Genomic DNA, 16,888 nt, shown 5'->3' with positions numbered 1-16,888 from the left:
GGAAATTCACGTGACCACCAAGGCCCAGTTCGACGAAGCAGCTCAGCGGCTGCTAGGGAAAGAGAAGTACTCCAACCTGCTTAAGTCTGGCTACTCCCGCCCGGACTTCTGCCGTGAGATTGCCCAAGACGAGTTCGTGGACAACCTATTCAGCCTGCCTACCAAAGAAGCAGATTTGGCCCGCATTCGCCGTGTCGCTGACCGCCTCTGGAAAGGGGATGGCATCACTGGCTTGGAAGATTAGCCAAAGGCCGTCACCCACGACCCGCGCAAGCGGGTTTTGACAGTGTGAATAGCGCGGATTTATTACCCAATTCAAAATCAAAAGCACCACAGAGAGTCGATGCAGCCATGAAGGCAACCGAAGAGATTACCGCCCAGATCTGTGACGCGATTCCCGAGGTCAACCCGGAGTTACTCGAAGCTGTTTTGAAGGTTTCCGGACAAGATAGCCAGCTCCTCTTCATTCAAGGTGAAGGGCAGCAGGTCATTGACGGGAAATCGTGCTATCCGGATTACCTGCAGGTCGAAATCACTGATGCGCGAGAGGCCATGAATTTGGCGCAGCAACTTCTGAAGGCGTGTTCCGACGCTATGGACAACGGTGGTGAGTTCCGATCCCCATTGGCGCTGTCCTTTGCCGGGCAGGCGTTACTGAGCGAGTGAGCAGGTAAAAAGCATGACGCGTCGAGTGCATTTGGAAGTAATCACCTGTGCAGCCACCGAGGCAGATCCCGAAGGCGAATCGGAAATTGCGTGTGGCACCCAGGCCGACTTTGATGCTGAGCATCTTACAATTTACGCTGATCACGTGACCTGCAAGCGCTGCTTGAAGCGACTGCAGGGCGAACGCCGGTCAGCATAGGGATACCCATGAATATCAAAATTGAAGTCTCTGACGCTGATCTAGAGGCCATGCTGTGCGTATCGCTGGAAGAGTTCGAGCAACAGTATCGTAACCAGCTCGATAATGGCGTAGTAACCGACGATGGCGGTGCAGGTTCTGATTGGATGTGCGATTACAAACTGGATATCGTCAAGGTTTAGGATAATTCGCGGTACCTCCCGAACTCGGCCCTGTGTGGGACCTGGGAATCAGTTGGGCGCATATCGCGTCCACTAATGATTCGGGAATTTTCTCAGTGCGCACGGTTGAGATCACAGACTGCGGTAGCCGCGGCAACTGGATCGTTGCTCGAATAGATACGGGCAAGGAAATGATCGTACCCAGCACAGGGCGTCAATCGACCCCAACCATCCGGACTGGTCGTAGAAGATAAACCTCGAGGAACACTCGCCTGCATTGCGGGCATTGGCAATAGAGGGCGCCGACTTTCGCGTCCGCGGAAAAGGAGAGGATCTTGAAACACGTCAACTTTAAAGCCACGACTGGGGAGGAGCTAAACTACCAGTTGAAGGAACAAGAACGCCTCAAACTCAACCGGGCATATTTCGAAGATGGCTGCTCCTGCATCCACTCGATGAAGACCCTGCAGCCCTGCCCTACCAATATGACCGACGAAGACGCGGTGTCGTTTTACGAGCAGAACTGCAAGTGCTCGCGCAACTACATCCGGAACTGAGGAAAAATGCGACATATGGGTTTGCTGCTTGGCCGCTGGCCAGCTCGTAACCCATAGGAGAATCCATGGCTATCTACGAAGAAATGCAAGATCAGCTCCAGGAACTGGTCGACCTAGTGAAGCAGAACGAGCAGTACACCGCTGCAGTTGCCTACGGCGCGATTCAGGCCGATCAGGTCAACGCCCAGGCCCACCAGCGGCGCGCAGCTCGTATCGTCGAACTCAAGCGCAACTACGGGCTCAAGTGAGCTCTTCGATGGCGACACAACACTCTATTCAGGGAGTTAGAAAGGATGAGCGATGAAGATTTGAAGCGGCAATTGATCGCTCAGGTTAAACATCAAACACGGTGGATCCGCAGGACACCAATGATGATCGGTGCTTTCGGCGGAGGGTTGGCTCTGTTGGGCCTTTGTCTTGCTTCGGGGGCACTTATCACACTTGGCGCTTTTGCCGGGGTTGCTGGTTTCGGTGCGCAAGCGTTTCTTTGGTATGCTCTTCACGACGAGGAAAAATCATGAGAGAAATTGCACTTAGCTGTTTAGCCGTGCTGGCCTCTATGGTGTTTTTTAGTTTTTTTTGGGCACCTTATGTCGAGTTGATCAGTCATGCGTCGACTGATCTTGCAACCGTGAAAGGCTGGATCTGGTTCACAGGAGTGGTCGTGTTTGGTGCTGTTACCGCGTATTTGACTTGGCCTCAGGGTGAAGCCGAAAAATACTGAGGCGACGGACCAACCACAAACTGACATAAGTCGAGGGTCGACGACCCTCGTGAAGTTACATAGGAAAGCGTTCATTGCCCAACAATGCTGGCTGGGGACAGTCCCTGAACGCTTTACCAATGTGCCTTCAGAGCCTTCTTGCTACCCCCTCAAAAGGTCTTATTTGTGTCCTGAGAAACCGCCTCGGTTTCAAGCGGTCTGGTACCCCGGCACGAGGGAAAATTGAGACACCCAAGAAATACACGGTTCGCTATTGCACCATTGGTGGATCGCGGGTATCGGCCAGTCATTCCACCACCGCACCGAGGGCAATTTGGGGAATTGCTGGAATGCGAAGTAGGCGGGCAGGCCTTCGACGCATCGCCAGGTGCAGGCGACGCTAGACTGACCGTTGCGCGGTCGGCCTCTTCCAAAGAATCTTCTGCTGGAAGAACGCCCCTGCCCACCTCGGGCTTCTTGAACCACTGAATAAGCCGCTTGCCGTCAATCAGCTGCAAATTGGTCCCCTTCGCAAACCTCCAGGCATCATTAGTAAAGGCGCCGGAGGTGACCACAAACCCTCCAGTCGCTCCACGCGCAGACATTACGCCATAAAGCTCGCGGACGACCTGAACTCCCACTTTCGAGGCTCGCCACTGCTTGCATTGGACAAGGAACACCTCCCTGCCCTTACGCAGCACCAGGTCGATTCCACCATCAGGCCCCTTATCGGTCTCCTGAACAGTGAACCCCTGTTTACGCAAGGCTTCCCCGACCATGTTCTCGAATTGCTCCCAGGTGAGGTTGCGGATAGCAACGCCTGGCTCCTGCGCCGACCCAATGCGGCTGAATTTTCTTGCCCTCACTTTTCGCTGAATCCACCCAAGGATTCCACCAAGCAGAAACACCGGTGGGATGACGTACTGCCCGATATAGGCGAACAGCCGAAGGATTTGTTGTGCGATCGCGGAGCCAACGTCACTGCCTGGCGTCACTGACAACATGGGTAATTCTGTTCCACCGTAATACCGTAAAAAGAAAAACGAGCCACCAGCAATGACTAGGTTCGCCCACAGCGGCATCTTCATCGCAATATTGAGCAGATCATCAAGGGTTGTAGTTTTGCGCCGTCTGGCCATATGTTGCTCCATTGAGTGAAGAAGCAATCATGGTCAATTGCGACGGATCAAGGCCGGCAATCGGTTCCCTGGGCAGGGTAGCGACGAGAGACGTGACCCTCGGTTCAGGAATTAACATTGGTGGCAGGACAGGGCGTCAACGACCTGGTTCTACAGTCGCGGAACATGCAATTGACGATCTCACTATTTCGAGACGAGCGTGAAACGTTTGATACACGGGGAATGCAGAGCTAGCAGCAACGAGTCACTCTGCAGCATCCATTGTCGCCTGGACCTCCCGGCTAAAAACATCGCTGTCCTCTTTGGACAGCACTCCAGCCGACTCCAGTTCCAACAGCCGACCGTGGATCAGGCCCTGCCTCCAAATACGAAGGTCCGGCTGTTTCTCCGCTACAGCACGGGCAAGATCAATGCGCAGTTCGGCAAGCTTGCGGGCTTTGAGAGCTTCTGGGGTTTCGATTTGACTCATGAAGGTTCTCCATCGACAAGCGTCAGATCCGTGGTTCCGGGCAAGCTCTAAGAATAGCCTCGGTGCTCGGCCGTTGGGGGGCAATCTTAGCCAAGCACGATTGCGTACCAGGTTGCACCTTTATCAGTCGTTTTTCACCATTACCAACTTTGCCCTGTGCTCAACCAAATCGGGGGTGGGAAGGTCTACAAGCTTCCCACCCCCGACGCAATTCGCTTCAGTGTGACTAAAGACTGTCGCTAGTGCTGAATCCTCCCCCACCATCGGAGCTGGACGTGTTGAAGAAGCCACCGGTGTCGCTCCCATCTTCCATTGATCTGGGAATATGCAAGGAGGTCATCCGCCCCGGGATCCGGTACCAATTAACGGCGCGGGTGAGGGCTCTTAAGCTGGAGCAGCATGTGGAGAACGCCACCGCCAGCCAAAGGCCTCCGAGCCTTCTAAGAGGGCTTCCCGGGCGGGCTTGCATATGCGCTAAGTCAAGGACAATGCATCACATGAATCGTCTCCAGGACACCTGTGATGCACCTATGTGAAGAACACACCACGGACGCTGTTATCGCTGCGGCCATTGCGTACCGCAAATCCAAGGAAGAGCGGCCCCGGCCAGGTGACCATCGAGTCGAAGCTGTGCTCGAGGCGATCGAGGCTGGCTGGTTCGAGCTCCCGGCGGGGCGGGACCTGTGTTACACCCACAGTCAGTACAGTCGGACAGCCAATCTGGTCCAGAACCTCCCTGCCGTGACCAGCGTACAAGAACGGTCGCGCACCTGGTCTGCAACGAACCGCCAGCAGCTGGGTGACAGATTCAATTTCGTTATCGGACTCCCCAACACGCTGCCAGACATTGTCCAGAGGGCCAGGGGCCTGCCATATGGGGGGCCGAGGCGTCCCCTCGAATTCACCGCGGGCAGGTTTCGCGCCATCGACCTGCTCCAGTGGTTACAGGATGCGGTAGCAATCGCAACCCAGCTCAACGCGCTGATGGATGCCCTTGAGCCTGAGTTCATGTTCGATGCCCAGGCCGACATAGAGAAGCAGGTTCGCCACCTGACGGCGCATGGACAGATCCATTACTTGGACAAGTACCTGTATGCACTGCGGGGAAGATTTCTTTGGCGTGAGGACGAAAGATGGCTACGAGAGGTCAAGGCAGGGTCGATCAGCATCAGCGACTTTGACGCTCGCGTGGCGGCCCGTGATGGTCAACGCGAGGACGACAATCGCCGTCATTGGCTGACCGTGTACGAACGGATCAGCCTGCTTGCGATCTTTTTGGAACACACTGGTACCCATCACCATGGGTCCTTAACAAGGCGATTGCGTGAACGATTCGGGCGTTCAGTTCGGCTCCTCCGTGAACAAACCTCAGGTGGGTTGATCCTCGAACTCGAAGACGGGCCGCGGGTCGGAACCGGTCAAAAGCTCGAGGACGGCTTGGCCCTTGTCACATTTGTCTTAGCCTTGGCTGATGAGGTGAAAGAGACGGCTCCCGATGTTCACTGCTATTTCTCTGCCGTGGATCGAGCCTCAATGCGGTTCAATGCAGCGCCCTCCTCCCCGCCGATGCGTGCAAATCGGCGCACCGATACCCTCGATCTGCAGGAAGCCGGCGTGATCTAACTTGCATATTTGCGATCGTCCATACCCTGAAGGTGTTCTTCATCTTCAGGGCTCTGACCATGCAATTGATCGCTTCCACCCTCTTCCAGGATGCCGCCCCAGTGGCGTCGCCCATCATCGAGCGCTCGTTTGCGGAGAAGGTGGACGAAGCCATTGCAGTGATCAAATCACTGATTCTTGCTGGTAAGCGATTAATCGTGGCGAGCTCGTTCGGAAAAGATAGCTCGGTCACACTGGCGATTGCACTGAAGGCAATGGAGCAGCTGAAGGCTGAGGGTTTCGAAGTGCCGGAACTGCAAGTGTTAAACAGCGACACACTCCTCGAGAACCCTCGAGTGCACTCATACAGCAAGGACGAGATCCGCGCTCTGAAGGCCTACTCCGAAAAGCACGGTATTCCTGTACGCATCTGGGTTTGCAGTCCCAACCTTTCCGAAAATTGGCTGGTCTCCATCATCGGTGGTCGCACCGTCGCTTCATTGCCCGGGAACTCTGCCAAATGCCAACAGCAAATTAAGGCGTCACCGATGGATCGTACGAAGCGCCAGATCAAGGCCGTCATCGAGCAGGAAATGGGACGCGACTTTGCAAGCGATACCATCGTTACGCTGATCGGCACGCGTCGGGATGAATCGGCTGTCCGTGGGCGCAATATGGCCGCCCGTGGGGAGAGCGCCTTCCTTCCTGTGAACATGGCAAAGCCGGGCGAAAAACCCAACTGGATCATGAGTCCCATAGCTGATTTTACGACCTTGGATATTTTCACGTTCCTTTCCCAAGTCACCAATGGGCGTCTGCAGACCTACTCGGACTTTTCTCAACTGACCGAGGTTTACCGGGACTCGGCGGGTGATTGCATGGTGAACGTGATGATCCGAGACGGCGGTGCTGAGCGCAAAACCTCATGCGGCGCCCGCCATGGCTGCTGGATGTGCTTGCGCGTGAGCACGGACAAAAGCATGGAAAACATGCTGAGCCATGAGGAGGGCATATACGACTGGATGAAGCCACTAAACGACTTCCGTAATTACCTCAAATCCCGCCACTACGATCCCAAAGGCCGAAACTGGCTGGCTCGCACGGTCAACCCTGAGAACGGGCATATCAAGATTGCCGCCAATGCCTACTCCCCTGACCTGTGTCTGGACCTGCTGCGCTACGCCCTGACCATCGACGCGGATGAGGCTGAATGGTCTCAGCGCAACCAATGTCCTGCCCGGTTCCAGCTGCTGGGCATGAAGGAGGTACTGGCCATCGATCTGCACTGGTCGAGGTACTCGTATCAGCGGCCATTCACTGCCCTCTCCGAATACAGAGCCATTTTCGAAGAGGGTAAACGCTACTCACTTCCTGCTGAGTACACGGAGTTTCAACGGTCGGACCTCGACATTTCACGGTCCATCGAGGTTCCGTTCGCCGATGCTGAGTTCAACGGCATGTATGAGGGTTTGCGATCGGTAAACGATGAATTGTCCTGCCAGGGCACCCTCTTGAAAAAGGGCATCTACTACACCAACGTCAATGAGACGAACGAGTTCGATCTCGATGATGAAGGGGTTGAGCTCTTCTACCAGTTTGAGCTTGACCGGGCCCTCGAGTACTACGGCCCACACCAGGACGTCTATCCCTCACAGGCCCTGCACTATCTGCTGCGCTATGGCGTTGTATCGTTCAAGAAAGGTGGTCACTCAGCCTGGGACCGCATGCTGCGTATCGGGAACCAGCTGCACCGCCACGGGCTCCGGGAGATCCTCAACAACCCTGATGCCCTGATCGCCAAGCTGAGGGGCGTATCAGCTTCTTCAGGTAGCTCCAAGCAAGCTTCAGCGGACCGTAAACGATTAGCGCCGCGTTGTGATAACGGGCAGTTCCTGATGGACTTCTAAGGGCGGCCATCGCCCTCAGCTCGCTCCAAATTCTCCCAAATCAGAATCTGTATTTTTATTCGGCGCAGTTAATCATGATCGCGATTCCTTGTGATTCATAATAGAAAAGCTGTGCGCGACTACCGCTTGACGACTTCAAGTTGTTGGAAACTACCCGCCTGCCGGTAAGCCTTCTAATCGGCTAAGTGCAACTTCGTCCGGATTTGCCGTCGTGGGGGGAACGAATCTCTAAGCAGGACTACAATAATCGGAACCTCTGAGGAGATTTCATTATGAACTTTTGGTGCTTAATAGGCTTTAGTCTATTCATTTCAGTAATGGCCGGATGCAGCAGCCCAAAATCGGAAAGCGGCATCGCATCCTGTCCGGGCGGAAGATTTTGTCGTGACGACTGCCGAGGAGCCCAGTGTAGGCAATATTGCTACACGGACGGCCGTGACGTGGGTGGATGTGTAATAGGGTCAAATTGCCCACTCCCATGTAACTGTACTGGCAGTGCGAGTAAAAACAATGAATAACCAAGCACCTAAAGATTACCCAGCGTTACGGGTCGATGAAAATGCTGCCAGTGATTTAGAAAAAATTTTAGAAACGCTGATGGCCTTGCCAGAAAACCCTTACATAGCCGGCGCCATTGTTGTCGTGAAAGGTTTTGGAATAATTAGTGAGCTGCTATTTCAAAACAAAGTTCTGAGCGACCTGAATGATATCAAGATAGAACTTGATGAAATAAATAAAAAGGTTGACCAAATACTCAGCATTCTTTCGAATTTAGATTCAATTATGGGAAGAGTTTTAAAAGATCACGAGAAAACAGCTATAACTAACTATTTTTGGTCAGTAAGGTCTGTGCTATTTACCATCATGGCAAATTATGTAAAAGGCGGAAGCAAAGCTCGTAAAAAAATAAGCGACGATGATACCCTACGATTGATGAATGACGCGCACGAAGTATCTAAGAAAATGTTTGAACTATCAAGATGGGGGTATGATGCCCATTTGGGAGTCGCATATGGATACAGTACTTACCTGCTCATTACTCGAGCTATCGGAAAGAGCTATGCAGACCCGACAGCCATGAGAAAGGCTGTCTATGAAAATATAGTGGAAGCTCGCGATGGTTTAACTGAGCAGCGCAAAAATATGTCAAATAAGAACTCTTCGTTATTGGCAAGTCTTCAAGAGCTGGATGTGATCCATCGAAATTTAATACTAGAAATCCATTACCCTACCTTTTGGGTTTCAACCCTAGAAGGGAATTGGCGAGATGGTTTTAATTTTGATTACTCTAGGGATCATAGTTATGAAGCTCCCCATGGGTATATATGGTATGATGAGGCTTCCCCTAGGCTCGCCGTAGTGCCACGCGCACTCGGAAAGACATTTATTCCAGACATGGTGGAAGGCGTATTAAACGAGGCGTCGGCTGCGCTGCGTAACCAAATGTGGCCTGACCAAGATCTAAAAAATATGGATGCTCTTATTGCCTCGGCATCAGCAATTGCAGAAGCAATATTAGTCGCTTAGCTAGGAGACCACTCCCAAGTTGGCCCTGTTGCCTATATCGAAAAATTTATGGGCAAGTAAACGGGGCCGAGTGCTCGCTGAGACCTAATAGACCCGGCAAAGTACAGTGCAATTTTTCAGGATCTGATTACGACAAATTTAATTCTCGAACGCTTTGCCTCTCGCCCTGAAACGACAAAGCCCAGCTCTATAAGCCGGGCTTTTTCATCAAATCATTGCCCCATTGACTGGAGGGGCGGTCGGGCTTGCCTGGACTCTCCCGTTTCCGAGACGCTACGTTCCCATAGCGGACCCTCATCGAGGGTGGAGGTGGTTTGCCCGTGCCGTTCGCTGCTCATTACTGCGCAACTACTGAGTGGAACGAACCTCAAGTCCATCTAACCTGCAGCTGTTTTGCGGATTCTCTCATCCCTGGAATCCGGGGCACCTTCTGCGGACCCCCACGGCGGTGTAGCTGATCGCCGCGGACGTATCTCTACGTCACCACACTGAGTAGTGGCCACTATTTGGTCGTCTAGGAACTGTTCGGCACCAGGTGAGCTCGTGCTCTTTGTGTGCCTCTTTGATTTGTATTCTCCACGGAATTCAGGAGATGCAAGCCCCCAACAAAAAAGGCCACCCCCGAGATGGGAATGGCCTTTGGGTATTGCTACAGCTCGATCAACTTGTAGTCAGTCGTATCGACACTTTTCTTCTTCTTCAACTCAGAGGTGATTTCTTCCTGGGTAGGATTGATCATCCACATCATGAGCTCGTAGTCCGAACCGCTCGCCGGATGAATCCAAGCGTGAACCCGATGCGTGTAGCCACGAGCTTTGAACTTGGCGTCGTCACGTTTGAGCTTGGCATCCTCCTTCTTCGTTTCCTTCTCGAAGGCAGCGTTGAGCTCGGCCATGAAGCAGCTCTCGCACTTACCATCGCGATTGGTGCTGCAGGAAGATGGGTCGAACGCAGGCTTTTGGCAGACATTGCACGGCAAAACCCTTACGGATTCCAGCAGCGCTTGGCAGTCTTGCTCAGTAGCCGTCTCGATCGGAATATCCTTTCGGGCGACTATCGTGTTTCCGCCTTTAGGCAGTGTGACTGTGAGCTGCAAGCCATAGCCCTGATACATGAACACGCATGGGCTGATTTCGGCTGTCAGTTCAACGTCACCTTGGATAGCAGTGAATTTCTGAGTTCTGGAAAGCATGGTATAGCTCCTGAGAATACTCGCGGAGCTACCCCAAGCGGGATGGCATCCCGCGAGGGTTTTGGATGTGCTGCATTGCAGCTGGTGGCGGCAGTTGAACTGCCATTCATTCAGATCGAACACTCGATTTGAAAGAAACTTTTGGAGGGTGCCTGATGGCTGAGGGCGAGTATAACCTGGTGGTGATTGGCGGCAAGGGGGTGATTTAATCTCGCATAAATGGTCACTCCTCCCTCCTCGACTGGCACCCAAGGCCACTAACATACCGTTTCTGGCCTTGTCGTCATTGAGCGACTGTTGCGTGTAGCGCCTCGAAAAGCGGAATGGCCGTTTGTTTATGTAATAAAGCCCGCTGTCAGAATGTGACAGCGGGATGTCTGGCGCTATTGCTTGCTGACGACACCTTTGATCGTAACTGGTCGACTCTCCCGCGCTTCAATCTTCAGAGGCGTTCGGAGCACAGGGGCATCGTTGATCGGGTTAACTGTGACTTGCACCGTTGCCGGTAACGACCAGGCGCCCTGATTATCCTGGGCCCTATAGGTGAGGCTGGTGACCCCGTTCCAATCTTTAAAACCAGTAAACGTGAGCACGTTCCCGACAATACTCACACTTCCCTGAGTCGTTGGCGGCGCACTTACGATTTGAAAAACCGTCGGCGGCGGTGAGTCGATATCGGAACCACTCAGCTGCACGCTGCCGGAGGTATCTTCGTTCAAGGTAAGGGATTTTGCATTAGCCACGGGTGGGTCGTTAACGGGGTTTACGGTAATGAACGCCGTCGCGGCGTTAGATGGCGCTCCCTTTGAATCGATTGCCCTGTAAGTTACAGACGTGGAACCGCTCCAGTTCGCCGGAGGAGAATAATAAAGCACACTCCCAGATAACCACGCAGTTCCGACTGACGGCCCGCCGAGAATTTGGAAAGAGTGGTAATCACCTGCGTCAGGATCGTAGATAGGCAGCCCGACGGCACCAACAGTGTCCTCATTAGTTACCAGAGAAGCATTTCCCGCTGTCGGAGGTGTGTTTGTCACCCCAACAGAGACGATTACAACGTTTGAATAATCATCGATAGTGTTGCAGTTTTGACATAGTTGCCATCCAACAACCACTGCAAATTCGTACTCTCCTGGGACAGTAGGGCCACCGATGACGCTATCAGGAAATATCGTCACAGTAGCCGTCCTGGATGCCCCGCCACAGGAAACAAACCCGCCGATAGAACCATCAACAATAACGGTGGCGACAGTGAATAAGCCGGAGGAGCCTCTCGGACGCCATAATATGTTGGCGCCAATATTAGGGGTTCTCCCCATACCTGATGCAGTGCAAGCATTCCCAACACGACTCGGGAATGTAATGGTAGCGTTTATCTCGCTGTAACCCACAGGCACTTGGGATGGCATACTTATAGTCGTACCCGGTGTCTGAGGATAGAGAATACCGTCCCAGATGTACGCTCTCGCGCACAAACTTGTAAACGAAAAGGCCAACATAGTCAGTACACAGAGGGAATAGCGAATAAGTGAAGCCATGTTTATTGATCCACCCGGGTTAGAGCGCGATTATCTTTCAGAAAACCATGCATGTGGCAAGTTCTAGGAACTCCGCCAGGTTGAATAATCAAATCCGCATGTGACTTCCAGTTAATTAGTTGGAAATCTGTACCGACACAGTCCTTATCGGTAGATACAAAATCAACAGCCTGCCCCGCGATGTTGGATCCAAGCCCTTCCACCTTGCCATTTAACTGAACAACACCAAATTGGCCTACTGACGAATCGGCAACCTTCACGTAAATAGTTGCTTCGTAATCCACCATCCCAACTTTCTTTTTGAGAGCGATATACTGCCCTACCCCCTGACGTTCAAGATCAACATCCTCAACAGTGTCTATATGAAACAGGGAGTACGCAGTCACGCCTCCAACTACCAAAGCGAATATTACTAATGGCAAAGCCAATATATTGCGTGTCATAAAATCATCTCGTAACACCGGAAACTGCGCAGGTGCACTTGGTGGAAAGGTCTAGAGGTGAGAACAAGGCGGGCCGCCATCAACCCTCCTGTTCGTCCTCTTCCGATTCGTCTGTGATCCGCCTGGACCATGTGAGCGTGCCATCGCTACCGAATACGCACTCGTAGTTGGGGTCATTACGGTAGCCTTCGGCGATGGCCAATTTCATGGCCCTGTAGGTCTCGGGTGAACGGGGACGCTCGTTGATGGGGATCCCACCTTCATGTTGGTACAGGGAAACGATCTGGTCCCATTGCGCGATCAGCCCTTTCCAGTCAGGCCCATACGCGGCCATCTCGTGTACCCGCGGTGCCCATTCGGGTACCAAGTCCAGCAGGCGCAGACAGCGACCGAGATCTGAGCAATCGGACGGGGCGTAGCCCTCGCACGGTTCGCCAAGCATGTGGGCGCAAATCGATGTGCTCGATGCGCCGGTGTCATCTGACAGCAACCAGCTGATCACCCGTCGCTCTAGTGATTTCAATCCTGTCATCTTGCGTCTCTGGGAGGGGAGAGATTGAGTTCGCCGCACTCTGGTCGGGCACTTTCTCCTGACCATGTCGCCGGCCTGATAGAACAAGCGTCTCATGAGCCATAGGGAGGAGAGGGTCGAGTTCATCCCAGTTTTGGGTTCAGACACAGCGCCGAAGGGGACTGGCTCCCGTTACTATCCCGCCCTGGGCAAACTTGCATTTGCCCGGGATCGTGAGACCTTCGATTCAATGAGTTCCCCTACCAGGACCGTGACATGCAAGTTCTCACTGACGCAAAAGTCTCGACGTACTTCAGCTGGAACCGCGACGCTGATGATCGCTCGCAACTGACGCTCATCATCCAGGCGAATGGTGCGACCCTGGCCTACGAAGATTCTTTTCGCGAGAGCGCCTCCCTTGCCTTGAGCGCTGAAGAAGCTCAGGCCCTCGGCGCTGACCTTCTAAAGCTGGCGCCCACCAGCAATGGAGTTGTCTCCTATCAAGAGCGGGCCGGCGCATCGACAAATCGCGTTGACCCAGAGAGCGGTCTGATAATCCGGGTCGTTCACAACACTGATGGTGATCCATACCGCGAGGGGGTACGCCTGGAAATCAGCCGACCCGACTACACCGAGGTCCTCTGCATGGACGTCGACGCATATACTGCGCACCGCTTGGCGAACAGTCTTAGGGCATATTCCCTCACAACGTAACCCGCCCATGGCCTGCCCGGGTTAGACATTCCGATCCGTGCAGCCCTGATTAGGAAACCCAGATGAAATTTCGCGTCCTCTCTGTAGCGATCGACACCACCACCGCCCCGCTATCACTGGTCCCGCCCTTCTCGCTGGAAGCGCCGCGTGAAGAGGTAATCGACACCCTGTCAAATGAAGGTTTCACGCAATGCCAAACCCTTCGCGATGTTGAAGTTACCTACGAACGGTTCTGGAACTTTCTCAATGGCGACGATGCAGTGCATGACCCAAGACAGAAGGTGAAGGTCTTACTCGTCGAACGACTACCCAACGCGTAAGCAGTTATCTCGGAACGGCCAAGGTCCCCAACCAGCTACACCAACAAGAGAAAAGCCAATGATCATTAATGAATCGCTTGCGGACTCTATGATTCGTTCTACAGCCGCCATAGGCAGTCTTGCAGGTCGTATTCTCAAGGATCGACCAGCAGCTACCCGTGGTGGTTCTCCGAAATCTAAAGCATCTCGCAAGGCTGCCCGTCGTGCCCGACGCACAACACGACGCGGCTAGGAAAGGCTCGCACCAGGTTATCAAGCCCCACCTTAAACATGGGGCCGCGTGCGTAGAAGGCCGAGCATTTGGGGCCGCTTCGGGTATTGGATGAGTAGGCAATCTTGCCTATTCGCTTGTATAGGCAAGATTGCCTATTCAGATTAAGCGAGGGACGCGTGGACAATCGCACACGTTATCTACAACTGCTGAAAGACTACGGGATCACCCAGGCCAAAAGTGCTCAACTGATTGCAGCGGTTACTGGCCGCCCTTGCGCAGTGCGCACAGTCCGATCATGGGTTAACGACCCTGAAAAGCCTAGTTCAACACCGTGCCCGGATTGGGCCGTTGCCAAGCTCGAACAGGCAATTGAATACATGCAACGCGCGCTGGCGCGACGTGCAGAAAGCTTCGGGGAATTGACCGACCATGGCAATACCGTCGAGCAATAAGCAAAGCAGGACCGAAAATGAATCGTGAGCCACGGAGCTACATTACCGCCGAAGATCTACTGCCGGAGTTTGAACATTCCCCAGAACCGGAGGACGGCGCTCGTTATGTCGTCGCACGACACGGCCCGGACGGGATTATGACTATCTACACCCTTCGCCCGTATTATCGGAAGGCAAGCGATTCGTGGCTTTTTACTTCGGGCTCGCAAGCGCGCAGCGATGAGGATTATTGGCTGCCTGAAAGGCAGTTTGATGAGGCCATGACGAGGGCTGAAGAACGCAGCCAAGTGCGCCGACTGGGCATCTTCAAGGCTTAGGCTTTCCACTTAAGATTCACCGCTGAAGGATTTCAAATGCTGTACCTGCTCTTATGTTCCCTGGTGATGATCGTCGCCATGTCCAAAGTCCACAAAGTAGTGCTGCAGATGCTCGAGTTTATGAGCACACCGGAGGTTGCACGACCGAATCCGGTCGCGGCCTTGATCCCTATACTGGTGGCCACAGCCTATACCGCACCAGTAATGACCCTGTTCTTCGGAGTCTTTTACACCGGCGAGAATGTGCGGGTCGATGCCAGCAGTGGCCGCATGCAGATATACCTGCTCCTTTCCGGCGCTCTGGTAATCCTGGTCGCAGCGTTCATCGGAGCACGAAAGGCCTGGTCTGACAGAAAACTGGCCTTCTGGGCTTGCGGTCGTCTTGTCATTCTTCTCCTCGCGGGCACGGTCGGAGTGCTATCAGCCTACAAGCACCTGACGTTCTTCAGCTCCGATAATGACGGCATCGCCAACGTTGAGCTTTTGCGCGATGAGGCCGACCTCGGCGACATGAAAGCATGCTCAAGTGGGGTCGCCCTGGTGCGATTCAGAGACACTGGCCCCCTCGCCTACCGCTGCCCCACTAGCGTCCTCTTCAATCAGGATTCTCAGCAGCCCTTCACGCCATGGCCTGACTACGTCGAGGGCAGCAGTGAAGACCTTGCGGTCGCCGTGCGCGATATCAAAGCTGCCGTAGAACACGAGGCATCTCTTCAGCAGCTGGAGCGCTAGGCCCACACCTGAGCCGCCTCGACACCCATGACGACATTTCTCGCTTCTTCCACCAAGGTCAGATGACAAGAAGCTGCTTGATGTCGTCATCGTTCAACATGAAGACTGGCGCCGTGCCTTCGGCTCCCGGGCTCCCCATCAAAGCGAGATCTGCGTACATGTCCCTTGTGAGGGCAAAGCCTTGCTGCGCAGTCGGTGGCGTGAAGATCCCCTTGAACTCCAAGCCCGCACGCTCGTAGAACGGAACCAGATCATCGCTGCACAGCAAGCAAGTGCCTTGCGAATCGTCGAGTACACCCCCCAGCAACTGGCTGCCAATGCCATGTCCTCTGAAGGCCTTGAATACGAAGATTTTGTGCAAATACCGAGGCATGGCTGGATCTGGGTGCACGAAAAACATGGCATAGCCGTAAAGGCGACCGTCGTCATGACTGATTGCAATCTTTAGGTGGCCAGCGCGATAACACTCTTCAAGGATGCCAACGACATGGCGGATCGCCTGCAACGTCTGAGCTTCGGAGAAGCCCATGAAGTGCATGGCGAGCCCGGGTTGTCCTAATAAATCAGACAAAATCCCTTTCGCATCATTTTCAAATATCGACGGAAGGAAGCTCTCAACGATGTCATGGGGCACCGCCCACTGCTGTGTCATGGAAGTTCTCCGTGAGTTAAGAGGACCAAAAATGGGGCCGACCTACTGACAGCCCTCATGGCGCGCTTGGGCAACCAGCGAGGCTGTAGTGGGCTTGATTCTGACTTCACCGTGAAGGAGGTAAACCCGTTGCCCTGAGCTCGGTTATAAGATCCCGCGGGTGACAGACAGTCCAAGCTGGGTTGCTAGAAGCACGGCTACATCTTCGGACTCGGCACAGTCAATCCAATAGGCTGGGTCCTGGACGACCGCAATCGCAACCGGCGGCACGTCCGGTACTTCATCATGACGATAGAAGTAAACATCGACCCCTTGCCGAAGGTAATCAGCCATCGATGCACGATTTTCAGGGAAGCTGCGCATCACGTGATCGATCTGAGCCTTGCTCAGCCCACCCAGGTTTGCCTGGCGCGATACCCTCGTTTTCTGGTTCTTCATCGATGTTCCATTCCTTATTCGTTTTCGCGAAGCCACGCACTTACCCGTGAGGGGCGGCGCCGTCCAGTTAGGACGATTGGAAGAGCGCCAGCCACTGCTGGCACAATTCCGTCGCGGTATCGTTGCATATCAGTGGCCCGGCAAACGCCCCACGCACGTCATCTGCCAGCCATGCCTCAACCGGCTCGCGCAATTTCATCTCGAACTGCAGCAAGGTCAACAACGGGATTTCAGGATGGCAGCGCCATGTCAGCGCCTGGGCATATCGGAGACTGTCGATCGACGCCATCCGATCTGTCACATTTTCCTGTGCGGCAACAGCGAGGGCCTTGCGGGTCCGTTCAACCACCTCAATCTCAACTGCCATAGTGCCTCCGTTATTTTCCCCGTGTGGATCTGCGTTTTAGGTTTTCGGGAACGCCGGCTTTAATCTGC

Annotated in this window: 24 protein-coding genes; 15 read left to right on the top strand and 9 right to left on the bottom strand. The window is 53.8% G+C overall.

The window, feature by feature from the left end:
- Positions 1-10 precede the first annotated feature (10 nt).
- The 7 genes from QMX98_RS00675 to QMX98_RS00645 all read left to right on the top strand — a co-directional run bounded on the left by QMX98_RS00675 (position 11) and on the right by QMX98_RS00645 (position 2,307).
- Positions 11-244 carry a hypothetical protein gene (locus QMX98_RS00675; protein ID WP_200617783.1) on the top strand — a complete coding sequence of 78 codons (234 nt, stop codon included), beginning with the start codon at positions 11-13 and terminating at the stop codon, positions 242-244.
- 107 nt (positions 245-351) lie between these two features.
- Positions 352-666: a hypothetical protein gene (locus tag QMX98_RS00670; RefSeq protein ID WP_200617784.1), complete on the top strand. Its 315-nt coding sequence runs from the start codon at positions 352-354 to the stop codon at positions 664-666.
- 207 nt (positions 667-873) lie between these two features.
- Complete coding sequence (locus QMX98_RS00665; RefSeq protein WP_200617808.1) at positions 874-1,047, top strand: hypothetical protein; 174 nt, start codon at positions 874-876, stop codon at positions 1,045-1,047.
- A 314-nt stretch (positions 1,048-1,361) separates the two neighbouring features.
- On the top strand, positions 1,362-1,583 hold the full coding sequence (locus QMX98_RS00660) for a hypothetical protein (RefSeq protein ID WP_200617785.1): 222 nt from the start codon (positions 1,362-1,364) through the stop codon (positions 1,581-1,583).
- A gap of 65 nt (positions 1,584-1,648) precedes the next feature.
- Positions 1,649-1,831 carry a hypothetical protein gene (locus QMX98_RS00655; protein WP_200617786.1) on the top strand — a complete coding sequence of 61 codons (183 nt, stop codon included), beginning with the start codon at positions 1,649-1,651 and terminating at the stop codon, positions 1,829-1,831.
- Between the two features lie 45 nt (positions 1,832-1,876).
- Entirely contained in the window at positions 1,877-2,104 is a 228-nt protein-coding gene (locus QMX98_RS00650) for a hypothetical protein (protein WP_200617788.1), read from the top strand.
- Positions 2,101-2,307: a hypothetical protein gene (locus QMX98_RS00645; protein ID WP_200617790.1), complete on the top strand. Its 207-nt coding sequence runs from the start codon at positions 2,101-2,103 to the stop codon at positions 2,305-2,307. Before QMX98_RS00650 ends, QMX98_RS00645 begins: the two co-directional genes overlap by 4 nt.
- Positions 2,308-2,456: 149 nt before the next feature.
- Here the strand turns inward: QMX98_RS00645 and QMX98_RS00640 are convergent, their stop codons facing one another.
- Complete coding sequence (locus tag QMX98_RS00640; protein ID WP_200617796.1) at positions 2,457-3,425, bottom strand: restriction endonuclease; 969 nt, start codon at positions 3,423-3,425, stop codon at positions 2,457-2,459.
- A gap of 244 nt (positions 3,426-3,669) precedes the next feature.
- A complete protein-coding gene (locus tag QMX98_RS00635; protein ID WP_200617797.1) occupies positions 3,670-3,894 on the bottom strand; it encodes a hypothetical protein in 225 nt (74 codons plus the stop codon).
- A 522-nt stretch (positions 3,895-4,416) separates the two neighbouring features.
- On the opposite strand from QMX98_RS00635, the gene QMX98_RS00630 reads away from it, so the two are divergent.
- The 3 genes from QMX98_RS00630 to QMX98_RS00620 all read left to right on the top strand — a co-directional run bounded on the left by QMX98_RS00630 (position 4,417) and on the right by QMX98_RS00620 (position 8,930).
- Positions 4,417-5,517, top strand: coding sequence for a hypothetical protein (locus tag QMX98_RS00630; RefSeq protein WP_200617798.1), 1,101 nt, complete (start codon positions 4,417-4,419; stop codon positions 5,515-5,517).
- Positions 5,518-5,576: 59 nt separating this feature from the next.
- Complete coding sequence (locus tag QMX98_RS00625) at positions 5,577-7,403, top strand: phosphoadenosine phosphosulfate reductase family protein (protein ID WP_200617804.1); 1,827 nt, start codon at positions 5,577-5,579, stop codon at positions 7,401-7,403.
- 510 nt (positions 7,404-7,913) lie between these two features.
- Positions 7,914-8,930 carry a hypothetical protein gene (locus QMX98_RS00620; RefSeq protein WP_282410041.1) on the top strand — a complete coding sequence of 339 codons (1,017 nt, stop codon included), beginning with the start codon at positions 7,914-7,916 and terminating at the stop codon, positions 8,928-8,930.
- Positions 8,931-9,579: 649 nt separating this feature from the next.
- On the opposite strand, the gene QMX98_RS00615 is transcribed toward QMX98_RS00620, so the two are convergent.
- From QMX98_RS00615 to QMX98_RS00600, 4 genes are all read right to left on the bottom strand, one after another.
- Positions 9,580-10,122, bottom strand: a complete 543-nt coding sequence (locus QMX98_RS00615) for a hypothetical protein (RefSeq protein WP_282410040.1) — start codon at positions 10,120-10,122, stop codon at positions 9,580-9,582.
- A gap of 383 nt (positions 10,123-10,505) precedes the next feature.
- Complete coding sequence (locus QMX98_RS00610; protein WP_200617941.1) at positions 10,506-11,300, bottom strand: Ig-like domain-containing protein; 795 nt, start codon at positions 11,298-11,300, stop codon at positions 10,506-10,508.
- A gap of 362 nt (positions 11,301-11,662) precedes the next feature.
- Positions 11,663-12,103: a hypothetical protein gene (locus QMX98_RS00605; RefSeq protein WP_200617939.1), complete on the bottom strand. Its 441-nt coding sequence runs from the start codon at positions 12,101-12,103 to the stop codon at positions 11,663-11,665.
- A 79-nt stretch (positions 12,104-12,182) separates the two neighbouring features.
- Positions 12,183-12,635, bottom strand: coding sequence for a hypothetical protein (locus QMX98_RS00600; protein WP_200617937.1), 453 nt, complete (start codon positions 12,633-12,635; stop codon positions 12,183-12,185).
- A 255-nt stretch (positions 12,636-12,890) separates the two neighbouring features.
- Here QMX98_RS00600 and QMX98_RS00595 point away from each other — a divergent pair, with 255 nt between their 5' ends.
- The 5 genes from QMX98_RS00595 (at position 12,891) to QMX98_RS00575 (ending at position 15,363) form a co-directional block, all read left to right on the top strand.
- On the top strand, positions 12,891-13,328 hold the full coding sequence (locus QMX98_RS00595; RefSeq protein ID WP_200617935.1) for a hypothetical protein: 438 nt from the start codon (positions 12,891-12,893) through the stop codon (positions 13,326-13,328).
- Between the two features lie 62 nt (positions 13,329-13,390).
- Complete coding sequence (locus QMX98_RS00590) at positions 13,391-13,648, top strand: hypothetical protein (RefSeq protein WP_200617933.1); 258 nt, start codon at positions 13,391-13,393, stop codon at positions 13,646-13,648.
- A 390-nt stretch (positions 13,649-14,038) separates the two neighbouring features.
- A complete protein-coding gene (locus tag QMX98_RS00585; protein ID WP_200617932.1) occupies positions 14,039-14,314 on the top strand; it encodes a hypothetical protein in 276 nt (91 codons plus the stop codon).
- Between the two features lie 17 nt (positions 14,315-14,331).
- Positions 14,332-14,631, top strand: coding sequence for a hypothetical protein (locus QMX98_RS00580; RefSeq protein ID WP_200617931.1), 300 nt, complete (start codon positions 14,332-14,334; stop codon positions 14,629-14,631).
- Positions 14,632-14,667: 36 nt separating this feature from the next.
- Entirely contained in the window at positions 14,668-15,363 is a 696-nt protein-coding gene (locus QMX98_RS00575; protein ID WP_200617930.1) for a hypothetical protein, read from the top strand.
- Between the two features lie 58 nt (positions 15,364-15,421).
- Here QMX98_RS00575 and QMX98_RS00570 read toward each other — a convergent pair whose 3' ends face one another.
- From QMX98_RS00570 to QMX98_RS00560, 3 genes are all read right to left on the bottom strand, one after another.
- On the bottom strand, positions 15,422-16,015 hold the full coding sequence (locus QMX98_RS00570; RefSeq protein ID WP_200617929.1) for a GNAT family N-acetyltransferase: 594 nt from the start codon (positions 16,013-16,015) through the stop codon (positions 15,422-15,424).
- A 144-nt stretch (positions 16,016-16,159) separates the two neighbouring features.
- Positions 16,160-16,453 carry a hypothetical protein gene (locus tag QMX98_RS00565; protein WP_200617927.1) on the bottom strand — a complete coding sequence of 98 codons (294 nt, stop codon included), beginning with the start codon at positions 16,451-16,453 and terminating at the stop codon, positions 16,160-16,162.
- Between the two features lie 67 nt (positions 16,454-16,520).
- Entirely contained in the window at positions 16,521-16,820 is a 300-nt protein-coding gene (locus QMX98_RS00560) for a hypothetical protein (protein WP_200617926.1), read from the bottom strand.
- Between the last annotated feature and the right edge of the window lie 68 nt (positions 16,821-16,888).

The organism is Pseudomonas sp. PS02303 (genome assembly GCF_029959925.1).
GTDB lineage: Bacteria > Pseudomonadota > Gammaproteobacteria > Pseudomonadales > Pseudomonadaceae > Aquipseudomonas > Aquipseudomonas mandelii.
This window is presented reverse-complemented; position numbering and strand designations above follow the sequence as displayed.